We start from the raw sequence: 16,298 nt of genomic DNA, 5'->3' as shown, positions 1-16,298 counted from the left end.
TCTGTGCTATAATTGAAGGAGCAAAACGACATAAATAAGGGAGTTTTTCAATGACTGTTCACATCTCTTTTTCCGGGGATTACTCAAAACTCATTACGCCGGAAACGACACAAAAAATCACTACAATTTCTGAACAAATGAATGCACGCACATCGGCAGGCGCCGAGTTTTTAGGATGGAAAAACTGGCCATCTGAAATTGATTCTGAACTCGTTGCACGTCTGCAACAAACTGCTGAAAAGATTCAAAAGCAAGCAGACGTATTAGTTGTCATCGGTATCGGTGGATCGTACTTAGGTGCGAAAGCAGTACTTGAAGCGCTACGACAACCTTTTAAAACAAATGAAAAAGTTGAAATCATCTTCGCGGGTCATTTAGTAAGTGGCGCTTATTTGAAGAATCTCATGAACTACCTCGATTCAAAAGAAGTCGCGGTTAACGTCATTTCAAAGTCAGGAAAAACAACGGAACCCGCAATTGCTTTCCGATTCCTCCAAGACTATATGGAAAAACGCTATGGTGCGGAGGCGGCAGAACGCATTTATGTGACAACGGACGCTGAAAAAGGCGCGCTATTGGACGTTGCAAAAGAGAAAGAGTACGCACGTTTTGTCGTGCCAGATGATATTGGCGGTCGCTACTCCGTATTCACATCTGTTGGTCTTCTTCCGATTGCAGCAGCTGGCTATTCGATTCAAAATTTACTTGCTGGTGCGAAGCGCGCAGAAGAAGAGCTCGCAGAAGTGAGTTTAGAAACAAACCCTGCGATACAATATGCAGTGATTCGTAATCACTTGTATGCAAGTGGCTACCCAGTTGAAATCTCAGCTATTTTCGAGGAGCGTTTGAAGTTTATTCAAGAATGGTGGAAACAATTGTTTGGGGAAAGCGAAGGAAAAGAAGGCAAGGGAATTTTCCCAGCATCCGTCGTCTACTCGACAGACCTTCATTCTCTCGGTCAGTATGTTCAAGATGGTAAACGCATGTTGTTTGAGACATTCTTAAAAGTGGCATCCGTGGAAGAAGATATCACGATGCAATTGGCGGACAACGACAGCGATGAGTTAAACTACTTGGCTGGTAAGACACTACATGAAGTAAATGATGCCGTCCAGCAAGCAACTGCAGAAGCACACTTGTCAGGTGGCGTGCCACTTGTAACGCTTGAAATTCCGGACTTCTCGGAAGACACGCTTGGGTATTTGTTATACTTCTACATGATTAGCTGTGCATACAGTGCGTATCTTCTAGAAATCAATCCCTTCGACCAACCAGGCGTTGAAGAATACAAAGTGAACATGTTCCGTTTGTTGAACAAACCCGGGTTTTAATAAAATGAAAACAGCATTTTCTCATCGATACGATGAAAAAATGCTGTTTTTTAATAGGCTAATCCTACGCGCACACGATTAAATGTTCCTTCGCTGAGTGCTGTGTACGCACAGTGCGCTGTATCCGCTGTTGAAATATGCTTTCCGTCTACAGGAAGCATCGATTCTTCCGTACGGTACGTTTTTGTTAACGGACCATCTGGTAGATAGGTCGGACAAATGATGGTCCAGTCCAAATCGGAATCACGAAACGTTTCATACACGTGTGCATGTTGTTCAGCTGCAAATGTCAATTTGCGGTTTGATTCACCAGACTGGAAACGATATACACCTGGTGTCGTTCGACTATCTAAAATTCCAGCTGTTCCAATTGTCACGACTCGTGAAATCTCTGCAATAGCTAGTGCTGGAATCAGGCCTTCGATGAATTCTGTCAGTGTCGTGGTCTTATCTGTACCAAGGCCGCTAAAGACCGCGTCTGTTCCTTGAACTGTCTTTGCTACATCTTCGGGATTTTTAGCATCTCCGACAATCGCAGTAATTCCTGGTTGATCCATCCAGTCCTGCTGCGTACGAACGAGTAGTTGAACTTCGTGGCCACCTTGCAGCGCCATATCCACGACCTGTTTCCCGACACGCCCTGTGCCTCCGAAAATTGCGAGTTTCATCGTTTTCCTCCTTTAAAATTTAGATGTGGAGCCGACTGTTCAGAAATTGTGCGAAAAGACAGCGTGGACTGTGAAGCGCTCTTCGCTTCATAGGCCGCGATGGCTTCTTGCGGGATTTCTAGGAGGCGCAACTCGATTCCATCCTAGATGTGGAGAACGTATTATCTTAAGTGTACAGAAAATCTATAACATAAAGAATAAATTAGGCTTGAAGAATAGGATTTACAGACTGAATTGTTGAGCGGAATGGAGGGGCTGACTCCGGAGGGATCAAAAGCGGAACGTGAGACCCCGGAAGCGTGTTCTTGCACTGAGGAGGCTCACGCCGCGCCCTCGGAAAGCAGCCCTGCAATGTAGCTCAACATAGCAAAAATCAGTATTTACTCTCAACTGTACACAAGAGAAAATACTGATTTTAGCATGCTGCCTTATACTAATTTATAAATACGCGCTTCAAACGGTGCAAGATCTAGACTTTCTGAGTCAGAGTTCGCAAGCACAACTTGTGCATCTTTTACAGTCTCATAAAGGCTCTCGATGGAAGCTGCTTCTGCTGTGAGGTTCGCTACAACGAGGAAGCGAGTGTTTTCATGAGTGCGTGTATAGGCATAAACTTGTGCATCTTCTGCTAACACCAAATCATAATCGCCATAAACAAAAGCATCATTTTCTTTACGCAAACGAATCATCGCTTTGTAATAGTTCAAAATCGATTGTTCATCCGAAAGTTGGCGGTCCACGTTAATTTCTGTGTAGTTTGGATTCATACCAATCCAAGGTGTCCCCTCAGAGAAGCCAGCGTTCATCTCCTCTGACCACTGCATTGGCGTACGCGAATTGTCGCGGCTCGTCTGCCACAGATCTTGCATGATTGCTTCGTGTGTGTCGCCATTTGCCAACCGCTCACGATACATATTCTTCGCCGACACATCCTTGTAGTCATCGATCGAGTCGAATTGAACATTTGTCATCCCAATCTCTTGCCCTTGGTAGATAAATGGTGTTCCTTTCATGAAGAAATACATCGTCGCAAGAGCTTTTGCGCTTTGTGCCCAATACTCTTGGTCATTCCCCCATGTTGAAACGATGCGCGCTTTGTCATGATTTTCAATGAACAATGCATTCCATCCATCGTTTGCAAGGGCGTGCTGCCAACGCGTTAAAACGTTTTTCAGCTCGAGTACATCTAAAGAGTTGCCATCCCAAAGTCCGAGATGCTCAAACTGGAAGACCATATCGAACTTGCCATCGGTTTCATTGACCCATTCCGAGATTTGTTCACTACTTACTCCGTTTGCTTCTCCAACCGTCATAATGTCGTAGTTCGCAAACGTCTTTTCCTTCAACTCACCCAGGAAAGGCATGATACCTTCTACATTCATGTATTTGGACCATGCTTGAATATACTCTTTGCCTTCTTCTTCCGGCATATCAGAAAACGTAAGATCTTTCTTGATATGGCTAATCGCATCTACGCGGAAGCCGTCGATTCCTTTATCCAACCACCAGTTGACCATGTCATATAAAGCTGTGCGCACATCTTCATTTTCCCAGTTTAAGTCTGGTTGTTTAGTAGAGAACAAGTGCAAGAAGTATTGACCACTCGCCTCATCATATTCCCATGCAGAACCACCAAAAATACTTCCCCAGTTGTTTGGTTCTTTGCCATCTTTGCCGTCTTTCCAAATGTACCAGTCACGTTTGTCACTCTCTTTAGAAGAGCGCGACTCGATGAACCATTCGTGTTCATCCGATGAGTGGTTAATGACGAGGTCGATGATCAATTTCATGCCCCGTTTGTGCACTTCCGCAAGCAACAAATCGAAGTCTTCCATTGTCCCGAACTCGTCCATGATGTCTTGGTAATCACTAATGTCATAGCCGTTGTCATCATTTGGTGACTTGTACATCGGGCAAATCCAGATAATATCGATGCCTAAGTCTTGAATGTAATCTAAGCGAGAAATCAGACCTTGCAAGTCTCCAATCCCGTCTCCGTTTGAATCTTGAAAGCTGCGTGGGTAGACTTGGTACGCTACCGCTTCTTTCCACCATGTTTTTTTCATTACGTGCCTCACTTACTTCTACCGTGTATTGAGAGATTGGCAGGAGTTGCGGACGATGAGCGTCGTGTCCACATACTGATGGGTCGCTTCTCTCTCTGGTTGTTTGATGCGCTCGAGTAGTAACTCGGTCGCTTTTAGACCCAATTCAAAAATATTGATATCCACTGATGTCAAAGGTGGTTTTACATGCTCTGACAAGGCATGGTTATTAAAGCTAATAATCGAAACATCTTCTGGTACGCGAATCTCTAATTGTTCAAGGTAACGAATGATTTCGTACGCTACTGAGTCATCGTGCGCCACTAGAGCAGTAGGTGGTGACTGTTGTGTCATTAACTGTCTGATTGCTTCTTTTCCGTCCTGCTCAAAAGCAAAGTCGTGGATAAAATATTGTTCTTGATACTTTAATGCATGCGATTCAAGTGCCGCACGGTATCCCTCTAGACGATCAGATGATACGACGAACTCTAAATCTCCTCCGATGAAGGCGATTTCGCGATGCCCTAACCCGAATAAATATTCCACCACATCTTGTGCAATCTTTTTGTTGTCATTGTCGACAAAATCTACTTGGTCTTCAAATGCATATGGACGCCCCACAATCGTGAACGGGAACTGCATCTCACGTAAGTAATTGAGTGTTTTATCATCTAATCTAGAGTACAACAAGATGATGCCATCTACTTTTCTCCCCTGTACCATCGCGACAACTTCTTGGAAGATCTCTTCTTCTGTACCACCTGTAGATAAATACAGACCTAGCTTGCAAGCATGTGCCGTTGTAGAAATTCCTCGGATGACTTCCGGGAAGAAAGGGTTTTGGAATGCGAGTGTCGCTGAGTTTGCCATCACGACACCAATAGTTTGCGTCGTGCGTGCTGCGAGATTTCGTGCTTGGAAGTTTGGATAGTAGTGCATACTTTCCATGACTTCCCGTACCTTTTTCTTCGTCTTTTCGCTAATCCGTGGGTGATCGGCGATGACACGTGAAACAGTGGAAGGAGAGACATTGGCCTCTCGTGCAACATCTATAATCGTTACAGCCATGCGAACTCCTTCTTTCTTAAATAGTGTCAACTGCGCCGATTCGTAGTTCAGTCTCTTTATCAAAGAAGTGTGCCCGCTCCATGTGGAACACGAGATCCACAGTCTGGCCGCGTTCGATACCGTTTTGTGCATCTACACGTCCAATGAAGTCTTGCCCTTCTAAATTTGCATATAAAATCTGCTCGGCACCTGTAAGTTCTGCCACTTCAATGTAGGCAGGTACTCGGTGTGCGTGCGTTACATCGTAAGCTCCGTTATCATCTGTAACATGCTCTGGACGAATACCAAGAACGACTTCTTGTCCTTCGTATGCTTTTAAACGTGCTTGTTGATCATCCGTTAGTGAAATCAGTACTTCGCCAACTTTGAACTGACCGTTTACCACTGTACCTGTCAGGAAGTTCATAGAAGGTGAACCAATAAAGCCACCAACGAACATGTTGTCTGGATTGTCGTATACTTCTTTTGGTGTACCAACTTGTTGAACGACACCGTCTTTCATAATGACAATGCGCGTTGCCATCGTCATTGCTTCTGTTTGATCATGTGTCACATAAATCGTTGTTGTGTTTAAGCGGTTATGAAGTTTAATAATCTCTGAACGCATTTGAACACGTAATTTGGAGTCTAAGTTCGATAATGGCTCATCCATTAAGAAGACAGATGCATCACGGACGATTGCGCGGCCTAATGCTACACGTTGACGCTGTCCACCAGAAAGCGCTTTTGGCTTACGATCTAGGTACGGATCAAGACCTAAGATCTTTGCAGCTTCATCTACACGGCGCTTGATTTCATCTTTTGGCACTTTGCGAATTTTCAATCCGTACGCCATGTTGTCGAACACGCTCATATGTGGATAAAGTGCGTAGTTTTGGAACACCATCGCGATGTCGCGATCTTTAGAAGCCACATCGTTCATACGCTTGCCATCAATCATGAAGTCGCCTTCTGAAATATCTTCAAGACCTGCAATCATACGAAGTGTCGTTGATTTCCCACAACCAGAAGGACCTACGAAGACGATGAACTCGCGGTCTTCAATGTCTAAATTAAAATCTGTTACTGCTTGTACTTTATTGTCATAACGCTTTGTAATATTTTTTAGTGTAAGAGTTGTCATGCCAAACTTCCTTTCTCGCGGTGCGCCGCAGCGTCGCGTACAAGCATAGCTGCTCCGAGCATGCCTGCTTCATTTCCAAATTGAGCTCGTTTTAAAGTCAAAGGCTTCAGTAACAAAGGTTCTAACTCTTCTAATAGGTGACTCCACCAAACTTCAGCTGAATCGATCACACCTCCACCGACTACGACCACGTCCATGTCGAGAATGGCTTGTAATGATGAAATTGTGAGCGCTAGATCCTGCACATAACGCGCGCGTACTTGTTGCGCTTGTTTATGACCCTGTAATGCTAACGGGAACACTTCACGTGGTGTGACGAAAGAACCGTCCGCGTGCACGACTTGATATTCTTGAATCAAACGATGAATCGCTGAACCGGAAACATATTGCTCTGCGCACCCGCGTCTGCCACACCCACAAGGGATTCCGTGTGGATACAACAGCATGTGGCCGATTTCTCCGCCACCCCCATGTTTGCCGTCCATGATTTTCCCGTCAAAGATCAGCCCGCCACCTAGTCCAGTTCCAACAGTGACTGCTACAACGTTACGAGCCCCTTGCCCTGCACCGAGGATGGCTTCTGCTAGAGCTGCTACATTCGCATCATTGTTTACTGCGACCGGAAGTCCTGTTGCGCCTTCTAGCCACTCTTTCACTGGTGTCCCTTCCCAGCCCTCTAACTGCATTTCAAAAACAATTTTGCCTGTACCTGGTTCCACCATTCCGCGCGTCCCGATTCCAATTGCTTGGATTCCAGGATGGTCAGAAATGGCATGCTTCACGTGCTGCTCTAAATAAGGATAAAGAGGAATTTGTGTCGGAATGGTCCAGTCAGCTAAAACTTCACCTGTTGTCGTAACGACACCAAAACGAATTTTCGTACCGCCGATATCTACTCCAAGTACTTGTGTCATTTGCCTTCTCCTTTTGTACACTCGACAATCACTGCATCATAGGGACCAAGTTCGATACCATGTGCACTAGTTTTGAGTTTTGTATTTCCAATTACGTGTTGTGTAGATGGCAGTGGTAACTCTTCATGCGCTACAGTACGAGTCGTCTGTGAAAAGTTTGCCAGCACATACCATTCTGTGCCTTGATAACTACGTTTATAAATAAACAATTCTTCATCGTCTGGCAAAAGTAAAGTAAAATCGCCCTCTGTCAGAATGGCTTCTTTTTTTCGAAGTGCGATTAGCTCTTTATAGAAAGCGAAGATAGAATCAGGATCATTCACAGCTTGCTCTGCATTTATTGATGCCGTGTTCGGGTTTTGCGCAAGCCACGGTGTACCTGTTGTGAATCCGCCTTGTGGAGTCCACTGCATCGGTGTCCGTGCATTGTCACGTCCTTTAACGTAGATGCGCTTCATGATACTTTCCGGCTCTTCCCCTGCAGCCAATCGTTCGTTGTACATATTGAGTGTTTCAATATCTTTATAATGCGAGATGTCGGGCAGTTGGATATTTGTCATGCCGATTTCTTCACCTTGGTAAATATACGGCGTTCCTTTTAGGCCGTGTAACACGAGTGCCAACATTTTTGCAGAATGTACGCGATACGCCTCGTCATTTCCGAATCGAGACACGATACGCGGTTGATCATGATTGTTCCAGTAAAGCGAGTTCCATCCTTCATGCTCTAAGGCAAGTTGCCATTTTTCAAAGTTTCGTTTCAAGTCTGGCAAGTATAAGTCTTTGTAATTCCACTTGCCACCAGGACCTGAATCAAGATCCATATGTTCAAATGTAAACACCATGTTTAGTTCATGACGATCTTCTTTTGTATAGAGAATCGCGTCGTCTGTTGTAGCGCCTGGCATTTCTCCAACCGTTAAAATGTCATAGTGTTTTAAAACTTTTTCATTCATTTCTTGTAAGTATGTGTGAATAACAGGTCCGTTCATAAAGTAGGGGCTGCCGTCTCCGTAATGTGAGCCTTCATGGACAATCCCGTCGGGCAAGTCTTCATGTTTCGAGATGAAGTTAATGACGTCCATTCGGAAACCGCCGATTCCTTTGTCTAACCAGTAGGTCATCATGTCATAGACATCTTTCCGGAGTGCTTCACTGCGCCAATTCAAATCAGGTTGTTTTTTGGAAAACAAGTGCAAGTAATGCCAATCCTCTTCAGTGCGTTCCCACGCAGAACCTGAGAACACAGAGCCCCAATTATTTGGTGGATTTCCTTGCTTCCATATGTAATAGTCTCTATAAGGAGAATCTGGCGATGATTTTGATTCTGTGAACCAAGCATGCTCATCGGATGTGTGATTGACAACGAGGTCCATCACGATGCGGATACCACGTTTTTTGGCTTCTTCAATCAGTTGTTCTAAATCGGCCATCGTTCCAAATTCTTTATGGATGGCCCGGTAGTCACGAATGTCGTAGCCATTGTCATCGTTTGGTGAATCGTAGACTGGGCTTAGCCAGATGACGTCGATTCCGAGGTCTTGTAAGTAATCGAGCTTCGAGATGATTCCTGGAATATCACCAATTCCGTCACCATTACTATCCATAAAACTACGTGGATAAATTTGATAGACGACGCTCGTTTTCCACCATGGCTGTTGTTGCACGACATTCACTCCCCCATTTTCTTTCTCTCATTCTACTGCTTTCAAAATGATTATGCAAGCGCTTGCACAAAAATAATTCACAGCAAAAAACCATGCCCCTTTAGTAAGGTTCATGGTCATGTTCGCGTTTTACAAGTTTCCAGTTACGTTTCGCAATTTGTTGGATTGGGTCCCATACTCCATTGTAAGGCGGTGCATAGCTCAAATCGAGATCTAACAGTTCACCTAAACACATCTTTTGGGTCAAGGCTACAGTTAATACGTCAATTCGTTTATCGACCCCTGCGCCACCAATAATTTGTGCTCCGAGCAGACATTGAGTCTCTTTTTCCCAAATTAATTTTGTATGCAGTTCTTCTTTTCCAGGGTAGTAACCAGCCACATCATGCCCGATTCGTGTATTGGTTTCATACGAGATGCCAAGTTTTGTTGCTTCTTTTTCACTAAGGCCTGTCTTACCAAGTGTGAGGTCAAAGAATTTTATAATGGACGTTCCTAAGATTCCTTTAAATTCATTATTAAAACCGATCATGGAAAGCCCTGCAATCCGCCCTTGCTTGTTCGCAGTTGTTCCAAGCGGTACGTAATCCGGTTGTTCTTTTAACATATGGTAATGACTCGCACAGTCTCCAGCGGCGTAGATGTCTGGCACAGTTGTTTCCATACGCTCATTGACGAGAAGTGCTCCGTTTTTCAATTTCTCGGCATTCGTGATGAATTGTGTGGAGGGACTTACGCCAATCGCAACTATGACAAGGTCTGCTTCGTATTCTCCTTTCGACGTGTGTACTTTTTCAACTGCATCTTCTCCGCTAAATTTTAGAACCTCTTCTTCTAGGTGGACACGCACATTTTTCCGCTCAGCTTCTCGTAGAATTAGCTCGGCCATCTCGGAATCAAAAATGTTCGCGAGTTGTGGCCCTCGTTGGAATATGCGAACTTCTTTATCCAATTCACGAAACGATTCTGCGAGTTCGAGTCCTATGTATCCTCCGCCGATGATGGCAACGCGTTTCACATCTTTTTGAAGAGCGGTCAGTATCCGTTCTGTGTCCGGAATCGTTTTCAGCGGATAAATGCCTTTTAGTGAAATCCCTTCCCAGTCCGGCCAAATAGGGGCTGCTCCTGTCGCGATAAGGAGTTTGTCGTACGAGACTTCGAAATCTTCGAGAGAATGTAAGATGCGTCCGCGTACAATTTTTTTCTCGCTGTTCACTTCACGTACCTCGTGCCCCGTTCGTGCATCGATGCCGTATTTTGACCGGAATTCTTCCACACTTCGCGCGATAACATCTGATGACTTTTCGATTTCTCCACTAATCACGTACGGAAGTCCGCATTGGCCGTAACTGTAAATATGACCTGCCTCAAGCACAGTGATTTCTGGGTTGTCTTCATTTCTGACGATTTCCATCGCAGCGCTCATACCGGCTGCGTCTCCCCCGATGATGACGTATTTCATATGCACACGCTCCTTTTCTATCTGTATTCTAGCTCTACCCCTTCTAGTCCTTTCTGAATCGTGGGCAATTTAGTGAAAACGTGTGTGGAGTTTTGCGCTGAGCGGACGTTCATCGGATGAAATGGAGATTTGTTCTCCACTAATTGTGATTTCTTCTACCGAAATGGACTTCTATTCTACCGAAATCTGATTTGTTCTACCGAAGTCATGTTATGGAAACTAAATTTTAGATGTAGAGCCGACAACTGACTAAAACGTTGAGTTCCGTTGCGGGGCTGCTTTCCGAGGGCGCGTCGTGAGCCTCCTAAGCGTAAAATCACGCTTCCGGGGTCTCACGTTCCGCTTTTAATCCCTCCGGAGTCAGCCCCTCCACTTCACTCAACTTAGTTTGGTATTCGCAAATTTGGTGTCTGTCACACTTTTGTGGAAACTAATTACCATCATCAATCTCAAATAAAAACCCGCCCGACGGTAATTTCGTCGGACGGGCTGATGTAATTAGTGTTTGTTGTTAGATTTGCCGCCAAGCTCACGTTCCCAGAAACGGTGTTTGGCTACTTCGTCAACAAATGATGCTGACAACACATCATCCGTGACACCTGGCTCCCCAGTGAATCCAAGGTGCTCAAGTAGCTGCTTGCCGTCTCCCGCAGAACCGATCGGTTTCACATGATCAAATGCTTCTCGTAAGAAGTTGGATGCTTCTTTCTTATAAATACTCGAAGCTTCCGGTCCCGCTACTGCTACTACTGCATCGTAGAGAACCGAATCTGCCGTCAAGAACTTCTGGTCGATTTCTAGACCACCATCCAGTTTCCCTTGACGCTCTGCAATCACTTCAACCTGCAAGCCTGCCGACTTCAAAGAATCCACAACTGCTTGAACATCACCAGAAGCATGAACGGAAGTTAATACTGCCACTTTCCGCGTATCTGGCTTCATCACTGTGTTCATCTGACTAAGTGCAGGTGATGACTTTTCAGAGTACGGACCTTTTTCAGTCGGAGCTTCCATACCTAAACTTTCCGCAACAGGTTTAGCTAAATCGATATGCACATGACTGAACATCTCCACGACTTGCTCACGAATGCTTGGTTCTTTACACTTACCTAGCTCAAAGCTCATCGCGTCAATCAAATGCTTCTTCTCTACTTCCGACATACTATTAAAGAACATCGTAGCTTGTGAGAAGTGGTCTTTGAAGCTCTCACTACGAGCACGAACTTTGCGCGCATCAATTTTTTCTTGGTAATGACTAAAGCCGCCTTCTTCTTCCGGTGTCGTACGTGGCGTATTGTTTGCCAATGAATTTTTATGATAGCTCACACGACCGACGTTAATTGTCTGGCGGCCATAGCCATCACGTTGATTGTTGAAGAACGGACAAACAGGACGATTGATCGGCAACTCGTGGAAATTTGGTCCGCCGAGACGGATCAACTGCGTGTCTGTGTACGAGAACAAGCGTCCTTGAAGCAGTGGATCGTTCGTGAAATCAATCCCTGGCACTAAGTGACCCGGGTGGAATGCGACTTGCTCTGTTTCTGCGAAGAAATTGTCCGGATTGCGGTTCAACGTCATCTTCCCGACAAGTTTCACCGGCACATCTTCTTCTGGCCAAAGCTTTGTAGGATCTAAAATATCGAAATCAAACTTGAACTCGTCTTCTTCTGAAATGATTTGAAGACCTAACTCCCATTCAGGGAAATTCCCATCTTCAATTGCTTGCCACAGATCTTCACGGTGGAAGTCCGGGTTTTTCCCATTTACTTTTTGGGCTTCATCCCAGACCACTGAATGTGTGCCGAGCACTGGTTTCCAGTGGAACTTCACAAAATGGGATGTTCCTTCTTTATTAATCAAACGGAATGTATGCACACCAAAGCCCTCCATCATACGAAGGCTACGCGGGATAGCACGGTCAGACATCGTCCACATCACCATGTGCGCAGACTCTTGATTGTTCGCAACAAAATCCCAAAACGTATCATGCGCAGACGCCGCTTGTGGAATTTCATTATGCGGTTCTGGTTTTACGGAATGGACAAGGTCTGGGAACTTGATTGCGTCTTGTATGAAGAAAACAGGAATGTTGTTTCCTACTAAGTCATAGTTTCCTTGTTCTGTATAAAATTTTGTAGCGAATCCGCGAGCATCACGTGCTAAATCTGCAGAACCACGAGATCCTGCTACTGTTGAAAAACGTACGAATACGGGTGTTTTTTTCGATGTATCTGTGAGGAATTCAGCCTTTGTATAGGCTTCTAATGATTCATAAAGTTCAAATTCACCATGCGCTCCTTCGCCCCGCGCGTGAACAATGCGCTCTGGGATACGTTCATGGTCAAAATGGGTCATTTTTTCTCTGAAGTGAAAATCTTCAATGAGGGTGGGTCCTCGTTCACCGGCTTTTAAGGAAAATTCATCCTCTGCCATTTTGAGGCCTTGATTGGTCGTGAGGGCCTGGTCTTGATCATTTACACGGAACTGGTCAAGCTGCTGCTGCTTACTGTTCTTTTCTTGATTGGTCAAATGGGCTTCCTCCTTTAATGAACTTCGTTTCCATTTTTATTTTATTTTATTTTACTGTTCCCTAAGTTCATTAAAAAAAACCTATTCCAGTGAATTTGGAATAGGTTGTTGTATAAGGTTACGCCATAATGTGGTAGCCACTATCTACATAGATGACCTCACCTGTGACACCGCGTCCTGTGTCTCCAAGAAGCGCAACAGACATGTCACCCACTTCTTGTTGTGTAACATTTCGTTTCAGAGGTGCTTTTGCTTCAATCTGATGTAAGATCTCGTTGAAAGCTGGAACGCCTTTTGCAGCGAGTGTACGAATCGCACCTGCTGAGATTGCATTGACACGAATTGCGTCTTTTCCGATATCGTTTGCTAAATAACGAACAGATGCTTCTAAAGATGCTTTCGCAACGCCCATCACATTGTATCCATCTAATACGCGTTCTGCGCCTAAATAACTCATCGTGATGATTGATCCGCCTTCTGTCATGAACGGCTTTGCTTCCCGCGCTGTTGCAATTAACGAGTACGCACTTGTGTCTTGTGCGAATGCAAACCCGTCACGAGACGTCTGCAAGAAATTGTTGTGTAAGTCTTCTGCGTGAGCAAATGCAATCGAATGGACGACGCCGTGAATCACACCAAACTTCTCACCGATTTCTGTGAATGCCTGCTTGATACTCGCATCATCATTCACATCACATTGGATGACCGCAGCTTCGCGTTCTTGTTTTTCTAATACTTTTTGAATTTTTCCTAATGACCGTTCTTTACGGTACGTGAAAATGACATTCGCTCCAACATCAAACAATGATTTGGCGACTCCCCACGCAATACTCCGTTCGTTCGCAACACCCATGACAACAATATTCTTCCCAGCTAAGTTGATCAAATCTCGCATAGCGACCTCCATTGTTAACTGTTATTAGTACCTACTACTAATTTGAGTGTAGCATAAAAAAAAGAGCCTGTCATCACATGACAGACTCTACTTTTATAAGGATTCTTGAATAATAGCGTTTAAGTCTGGAGCAAAATGAATCGAGTCCAGATGATTGGTCTTCAAATACGTTTCCATTCCACTCCCACCTGCAAAGAACTTGACCTTTGGATGCTTTTTAGCAAATTCATTTAAGTTCACTAAAGTTTCCGGATGTTCCTTTAAGGGAACTGACGTAGAAGCAGACAACAAAACAAATTTCGGCTTTAGTCGGTCGACCAATGCTTCGATGGAACCAGGCGCTGGTGACGAGCCGATCATAAACGATTTCCAGCCGCGGACCATAAATTGTAATAGCAAAATATGAAGAGGCACTTCGTGATATTCTCCCGGGACACATGCGCCAAGAACGAGCGGTGCATCTTCACGGTACGGATAGTTTCGGCGGATTTGTACAAGAAAATCGCGTACAACCATACTTGAGACCGCTTCTTGGTATTCATCCCATTGCTTCTTCTCCCAACGCGTCCCTACTTCTCTAAGGTAAGGTAGAACGACGGAACTTAAGAATAAGTCGAGTCCCAAATTTTGATGCGCTTGGTGAAGTGTTCGGTTTAACTCGAGCTCCTCACAATTTGCACCGTATTCAAGTAATTTAAATACATAATCATTCCACTCTTCTACAACGGGAACGGGAATAGTTTGATTCCCCGCCTGTTCAGCCTCGCGTTCTTTCTCGAGAAGCAACGCAGCTTGTTTAATTGTATACCCTTCTTCAGAAAGACGTTTTACACGAAGAAGCGTCGAGATATCTTGATCTTGATAAAGGCGGTACCCATTGTCCATCCGTTCGGGCTCTATGAGCTGGTACCTCTCTTCCCATTTCCGAATGACTTGTTTCGACAGACCTGTTACATCAGAGACCTGTTGGATATTATAATTTCCCTTCATTAGTCGGCCTCCTTTCAATTTGTTGATTTGATAACATTATACAATAATTTGACGAAGAAAACAATCTTTCTGTATAATTGTTGTAAAGGATGTGTTGAATGTATGGATAAAGCAGGCCGTATTTTACTCGTTGGACTCATCTCAGGACTTGTTTTAAATTATTACTTCAAGTTCATTGAATGGCTAACAGGAGATAAAGTTTATACACTATTGTTAAATGTTGATTATTTTCCGATTTTGAAAAATTACACATTCCCTGAGTGGATTGAAATCAGTTTCCACATGGTCGTGTCGTTTGCATTGGCATTTATCTATGCCTGGCTTTGGAAACGCTGGAACAAGCCGTTCTTGTATACAGTGTTAACAGCACTACTCATTGGATTGATCATCTATCCAACGACAGGGTTTTCAGATCGGACACCTGAAGTGACCGACTTAAGTGCGCTAGCTTGGTGGCAGACAGGTCACCTTCTCTACGGATGGCTAGTTGCTTGGCTGCTTCAAAGACTTTACACCAAGACAGGAGGATGACTAGATGTTTTTAGCATGGAATGAAATAAAAAAGAATAAATTGCGCTTTGCGCTTGTGATCGGGGTACTGTTCCTTGTCTCTTATCTCGTTTTTTTCTTGACGGGACTTGCAAATGGACTCGCAAACTTAAACCGCGAGGCCGTAGATAAATGGGACGGTGACGGCATCATGTTGACGGAGGATTCTGACCAAAGCCTTCCACAGTCGTTCCTATCGATTGACGATGCGGATGAACTCGACGCAGAAACTGCTGTACTTGGCCAGTTGAATACCATCGTGACAAGCGGTGACTTGAAACAAGGTGTGGCGATCTTCGGTATTAACGAAGATGAATTTATCACACCAGCTATCTCAGAAGGAGAACTGTTCTCCGGAGAAAATGAAGTGGTTGCAGCAGACTTCTTACAAGAAGAAGGATTTGAAATCGGAGACACGCTTACGCTATCTTCTTCCGATGAAGAATTGACCATCGTAGGTTTCACAGAAGATGCGCGCTTTAACGCAGCACCTGTTCTCTACACGTCACTCGACACATTCCAAATAGTGCGTTTTGGAGAAGCTGCTGAGCAAAATTCAGATCAAGTAAATGGTATTGTCATTCGTTCAGATGATTTATCCGCACTGGATGCGCCAGAAGATTTGGCAATTGTCGATACCCAAACATTTATTGAGAACTTACCAGGCTATACAGAGCAGAAACTAACGCTCGACTTTATGATTTACTTCCTATTCATCATCTCTGCAACAATCGTTGCGATTTTCTTATACGTGTTGACCGTGCAAAAGATCAATATGTTCGGAGTTATGAAGGCTCAAGGAATTTCAAATGGGTACTTGGCACGTTCAGTAGTAGCGCAAACGTTTATTTTGGCAGCCGTCGGGGTTGTGACGGGCTATGTGTTGACCCTTGTGACAGGCTTGTTCCTTCCGAACGCAGTGCCTGTGCAATTTGATGGTGTTGCAATGGCCATCTACGGCATCGTGTTAATTGCAGTTGCCATCTTAGGCGCGATTTTCTCCGTATTAACGATAGTAAAAATCGATCCACTGAAAGCAATAGGAGCGTGATGA

13 protein-coding genes are annotated in these 16,298 nt (G+C 44.5%); 3 read left to right on the top strand and 10 right to left on the bottom strand.

The window, feature by feature from the left end; translation table 11 throughout:
* Positions 1-50: 50 nt before the first annotated feature.
* On the top strand, positions 51-1,331 hold the full coding sequence (locus tag ACF3OH_RS02905) for a glucose-6-phosphate isomerase (protein ID WP_204590108.1): 1,281 nt from the start codon (positions 51-53) through the stop codon (positions 1,329-1,331).
* 50 nt (positions 1,332-1,381) lie between these two features.
* Here the strand turns inward: ACF3OH_RS02905 and ACF3OH_RS02900 are convergent, their stop codons facing one another.
* The 10 genes from ACF3OH_RS02900 to ACF3OH_RS02855 form a co-directional block, all read right to left on the bottom strand.
* Positions 1,382-1,999 (bottom strand): NAD(P)-dependent oxidoreductase, encoded by a 618-nt coding sequence (locus ACF3OH_RS02900; RefSeq protein ID WP_392455737.1) that lies wholly within the window; start codon positions 1,997-1,999, stop codon positions 1,382-1,384.
* 428 nt (positions 2,000-2,427) lie between these two features.
* On the bottom strand, positions 2,428-4,065 hold the full coding sequence (locus ACF3OH_RS02895; RefSeq protein WP_392455736.1) for an alpha-glucosidase: 1,638 nt from the start codon (positions 4,063-4,065) through the stop codon (positions 2,428-2,430).
* An 18-nt stretch (positions 4,066-4,083) separates the two neighbouring features.
* On the bottom strand, positions 4,084-5,112 hold the full coding sequence (locus tag ACF3OH_RS02890; protein ID WP_392455734.1) for a LacI family DNA-binding transcriptional regulator: 1,029 nt from the start codon (positions 5,110-5,112) through the stop codon (positions 4,084-4,086).
* Positions 5,113-5,128: 16 nt separating this feature from the next.
* Positions 5,129-6,235: an ABC transporter ATP-binding protein gene (locus ACF3OH_RS02885; RefSeq protein WP_204590112.1), complete on the bottom strand. Its 1,107-nt coding sequence runs from the start codon at positions 6,233-6,235 to the stop codon at positions 5,129-5,131.
* Positions 6,232-7,149: an ROK family protein gene (locus ACF3OH_RS02880; protein WP_204590113.1), complete on the bottom strand. Its 918-nt coding sequence runs from the start codon at positions 7,147-7,149 to the stop codon at positions 6,232-6,234. Before ACF3OH_RS02880 ends, ACF3OH_RS02885 begins: the two co-directional genes overlap by 4 nt.
* Positions 7,146-8,816 carry an alpha-glucosidase gene (locus ACF3OH_RS02875; RefSeq protein ID WP_392455733.1) on the bottom strand — a complete coding sequence of 557 codons (1,671 nt, stop codon included), beginning with the start codon at positions 8,814-8,816 and terminating at the stop codon, positions 7,146-7,148. The genes ACF3OH_RS02880 and ACF3OH_RS02875 overlap by 4 nt, the downstream gene beginning before the upstream one ends.
* Positions 8,817-8,916: 100 nt before the next feature.
* Positions 8,917-10,278, bottom strand: a complete 1,362-nt coding sequence (locus ACF3OH_RS02870; protein WP_392455732.1) for an FAD-dependent oxidoreductase — start codon at positions 10,276-10,278, stop codon at positions 8,917-8,919.
* 498 nt (positions 10,279-10,776) lie between these two features.
* Positions 10,777-12,810, bottom strand: coding sequence for a catalase (locus ACF3OH_RS02865; protein WP_204590122.1), 2,034 nt, complete (start codon positions 12,808-12,810; stop codon positions 10,777-10,779).
* 118 nt (positions 12,811-12,928) lie between these two features.
* Positions 12,929-13,705 (bottom strand): enoyl-ACP reductase FabI, encoded by a 777-nt coding sequence (gene fabI / locus ACF3OH_RS02860; RefSeq protein ID WP_392455730.1) that lies wholly within the window; start codon positions 13,703-13,705, stop codon positions 12,929-12,931.
* Between the two features lie 93 nt (positions 13,706-13,798).
* Complete coding sequence (locus ACF3OH_RS02855) at positions 13,799-14,695, bottom strand: MerR family transcriptional regulator (protein WP_204590123.1); 897 nt, start codon at positions 14,693-14,695, stop codon at positions 13,799-13,801.
* Positions 14,696-14,797: 102 nt separating this feature from the next.
* Here ACF3OH_RS02855 and ACF3OH_RS02850 point away from each other — a divergent pair, with 102 nt between their 5' ends.
* Positions 14,798-15,226: a hypothetical protein gene (locus ACF3OH_RS02850; RefSeq protein ID WP_392455728.1), complete on the top strand. Its 429-nt coding sequence runs from the start codon at positions 14,798-14,800 to the stop codon at positions 15,224-15,226.
* 4 nt (positions 15,227-15,230) lie between these two features.
* A complete protein-coding gene (locus ACF3OH_RS02845; RefSeq protein WP_392455726.1) occupies positions 15,231-16,295 on the top strand; it encodes an ABC transporter permease in 1,065 nt (354 codons plus the stop codon).
* Positions 16,296-16,298 lie beyond the last annotated feature (3 nt).

The sequence above is a fragment of the Chryseomicrobium aureum genome (genome assembly GCF_043182735.1).
GTDB classification, from domain to species: Bacteria; Bacillota; Bacilli; order Bacillales_A; family Planococcaceae; genus Chryseomicrobium; species Chryseomicrobium aureum.
This window is presented reverse-complemented; position numbering and strand designations above follow the sequence as displayed.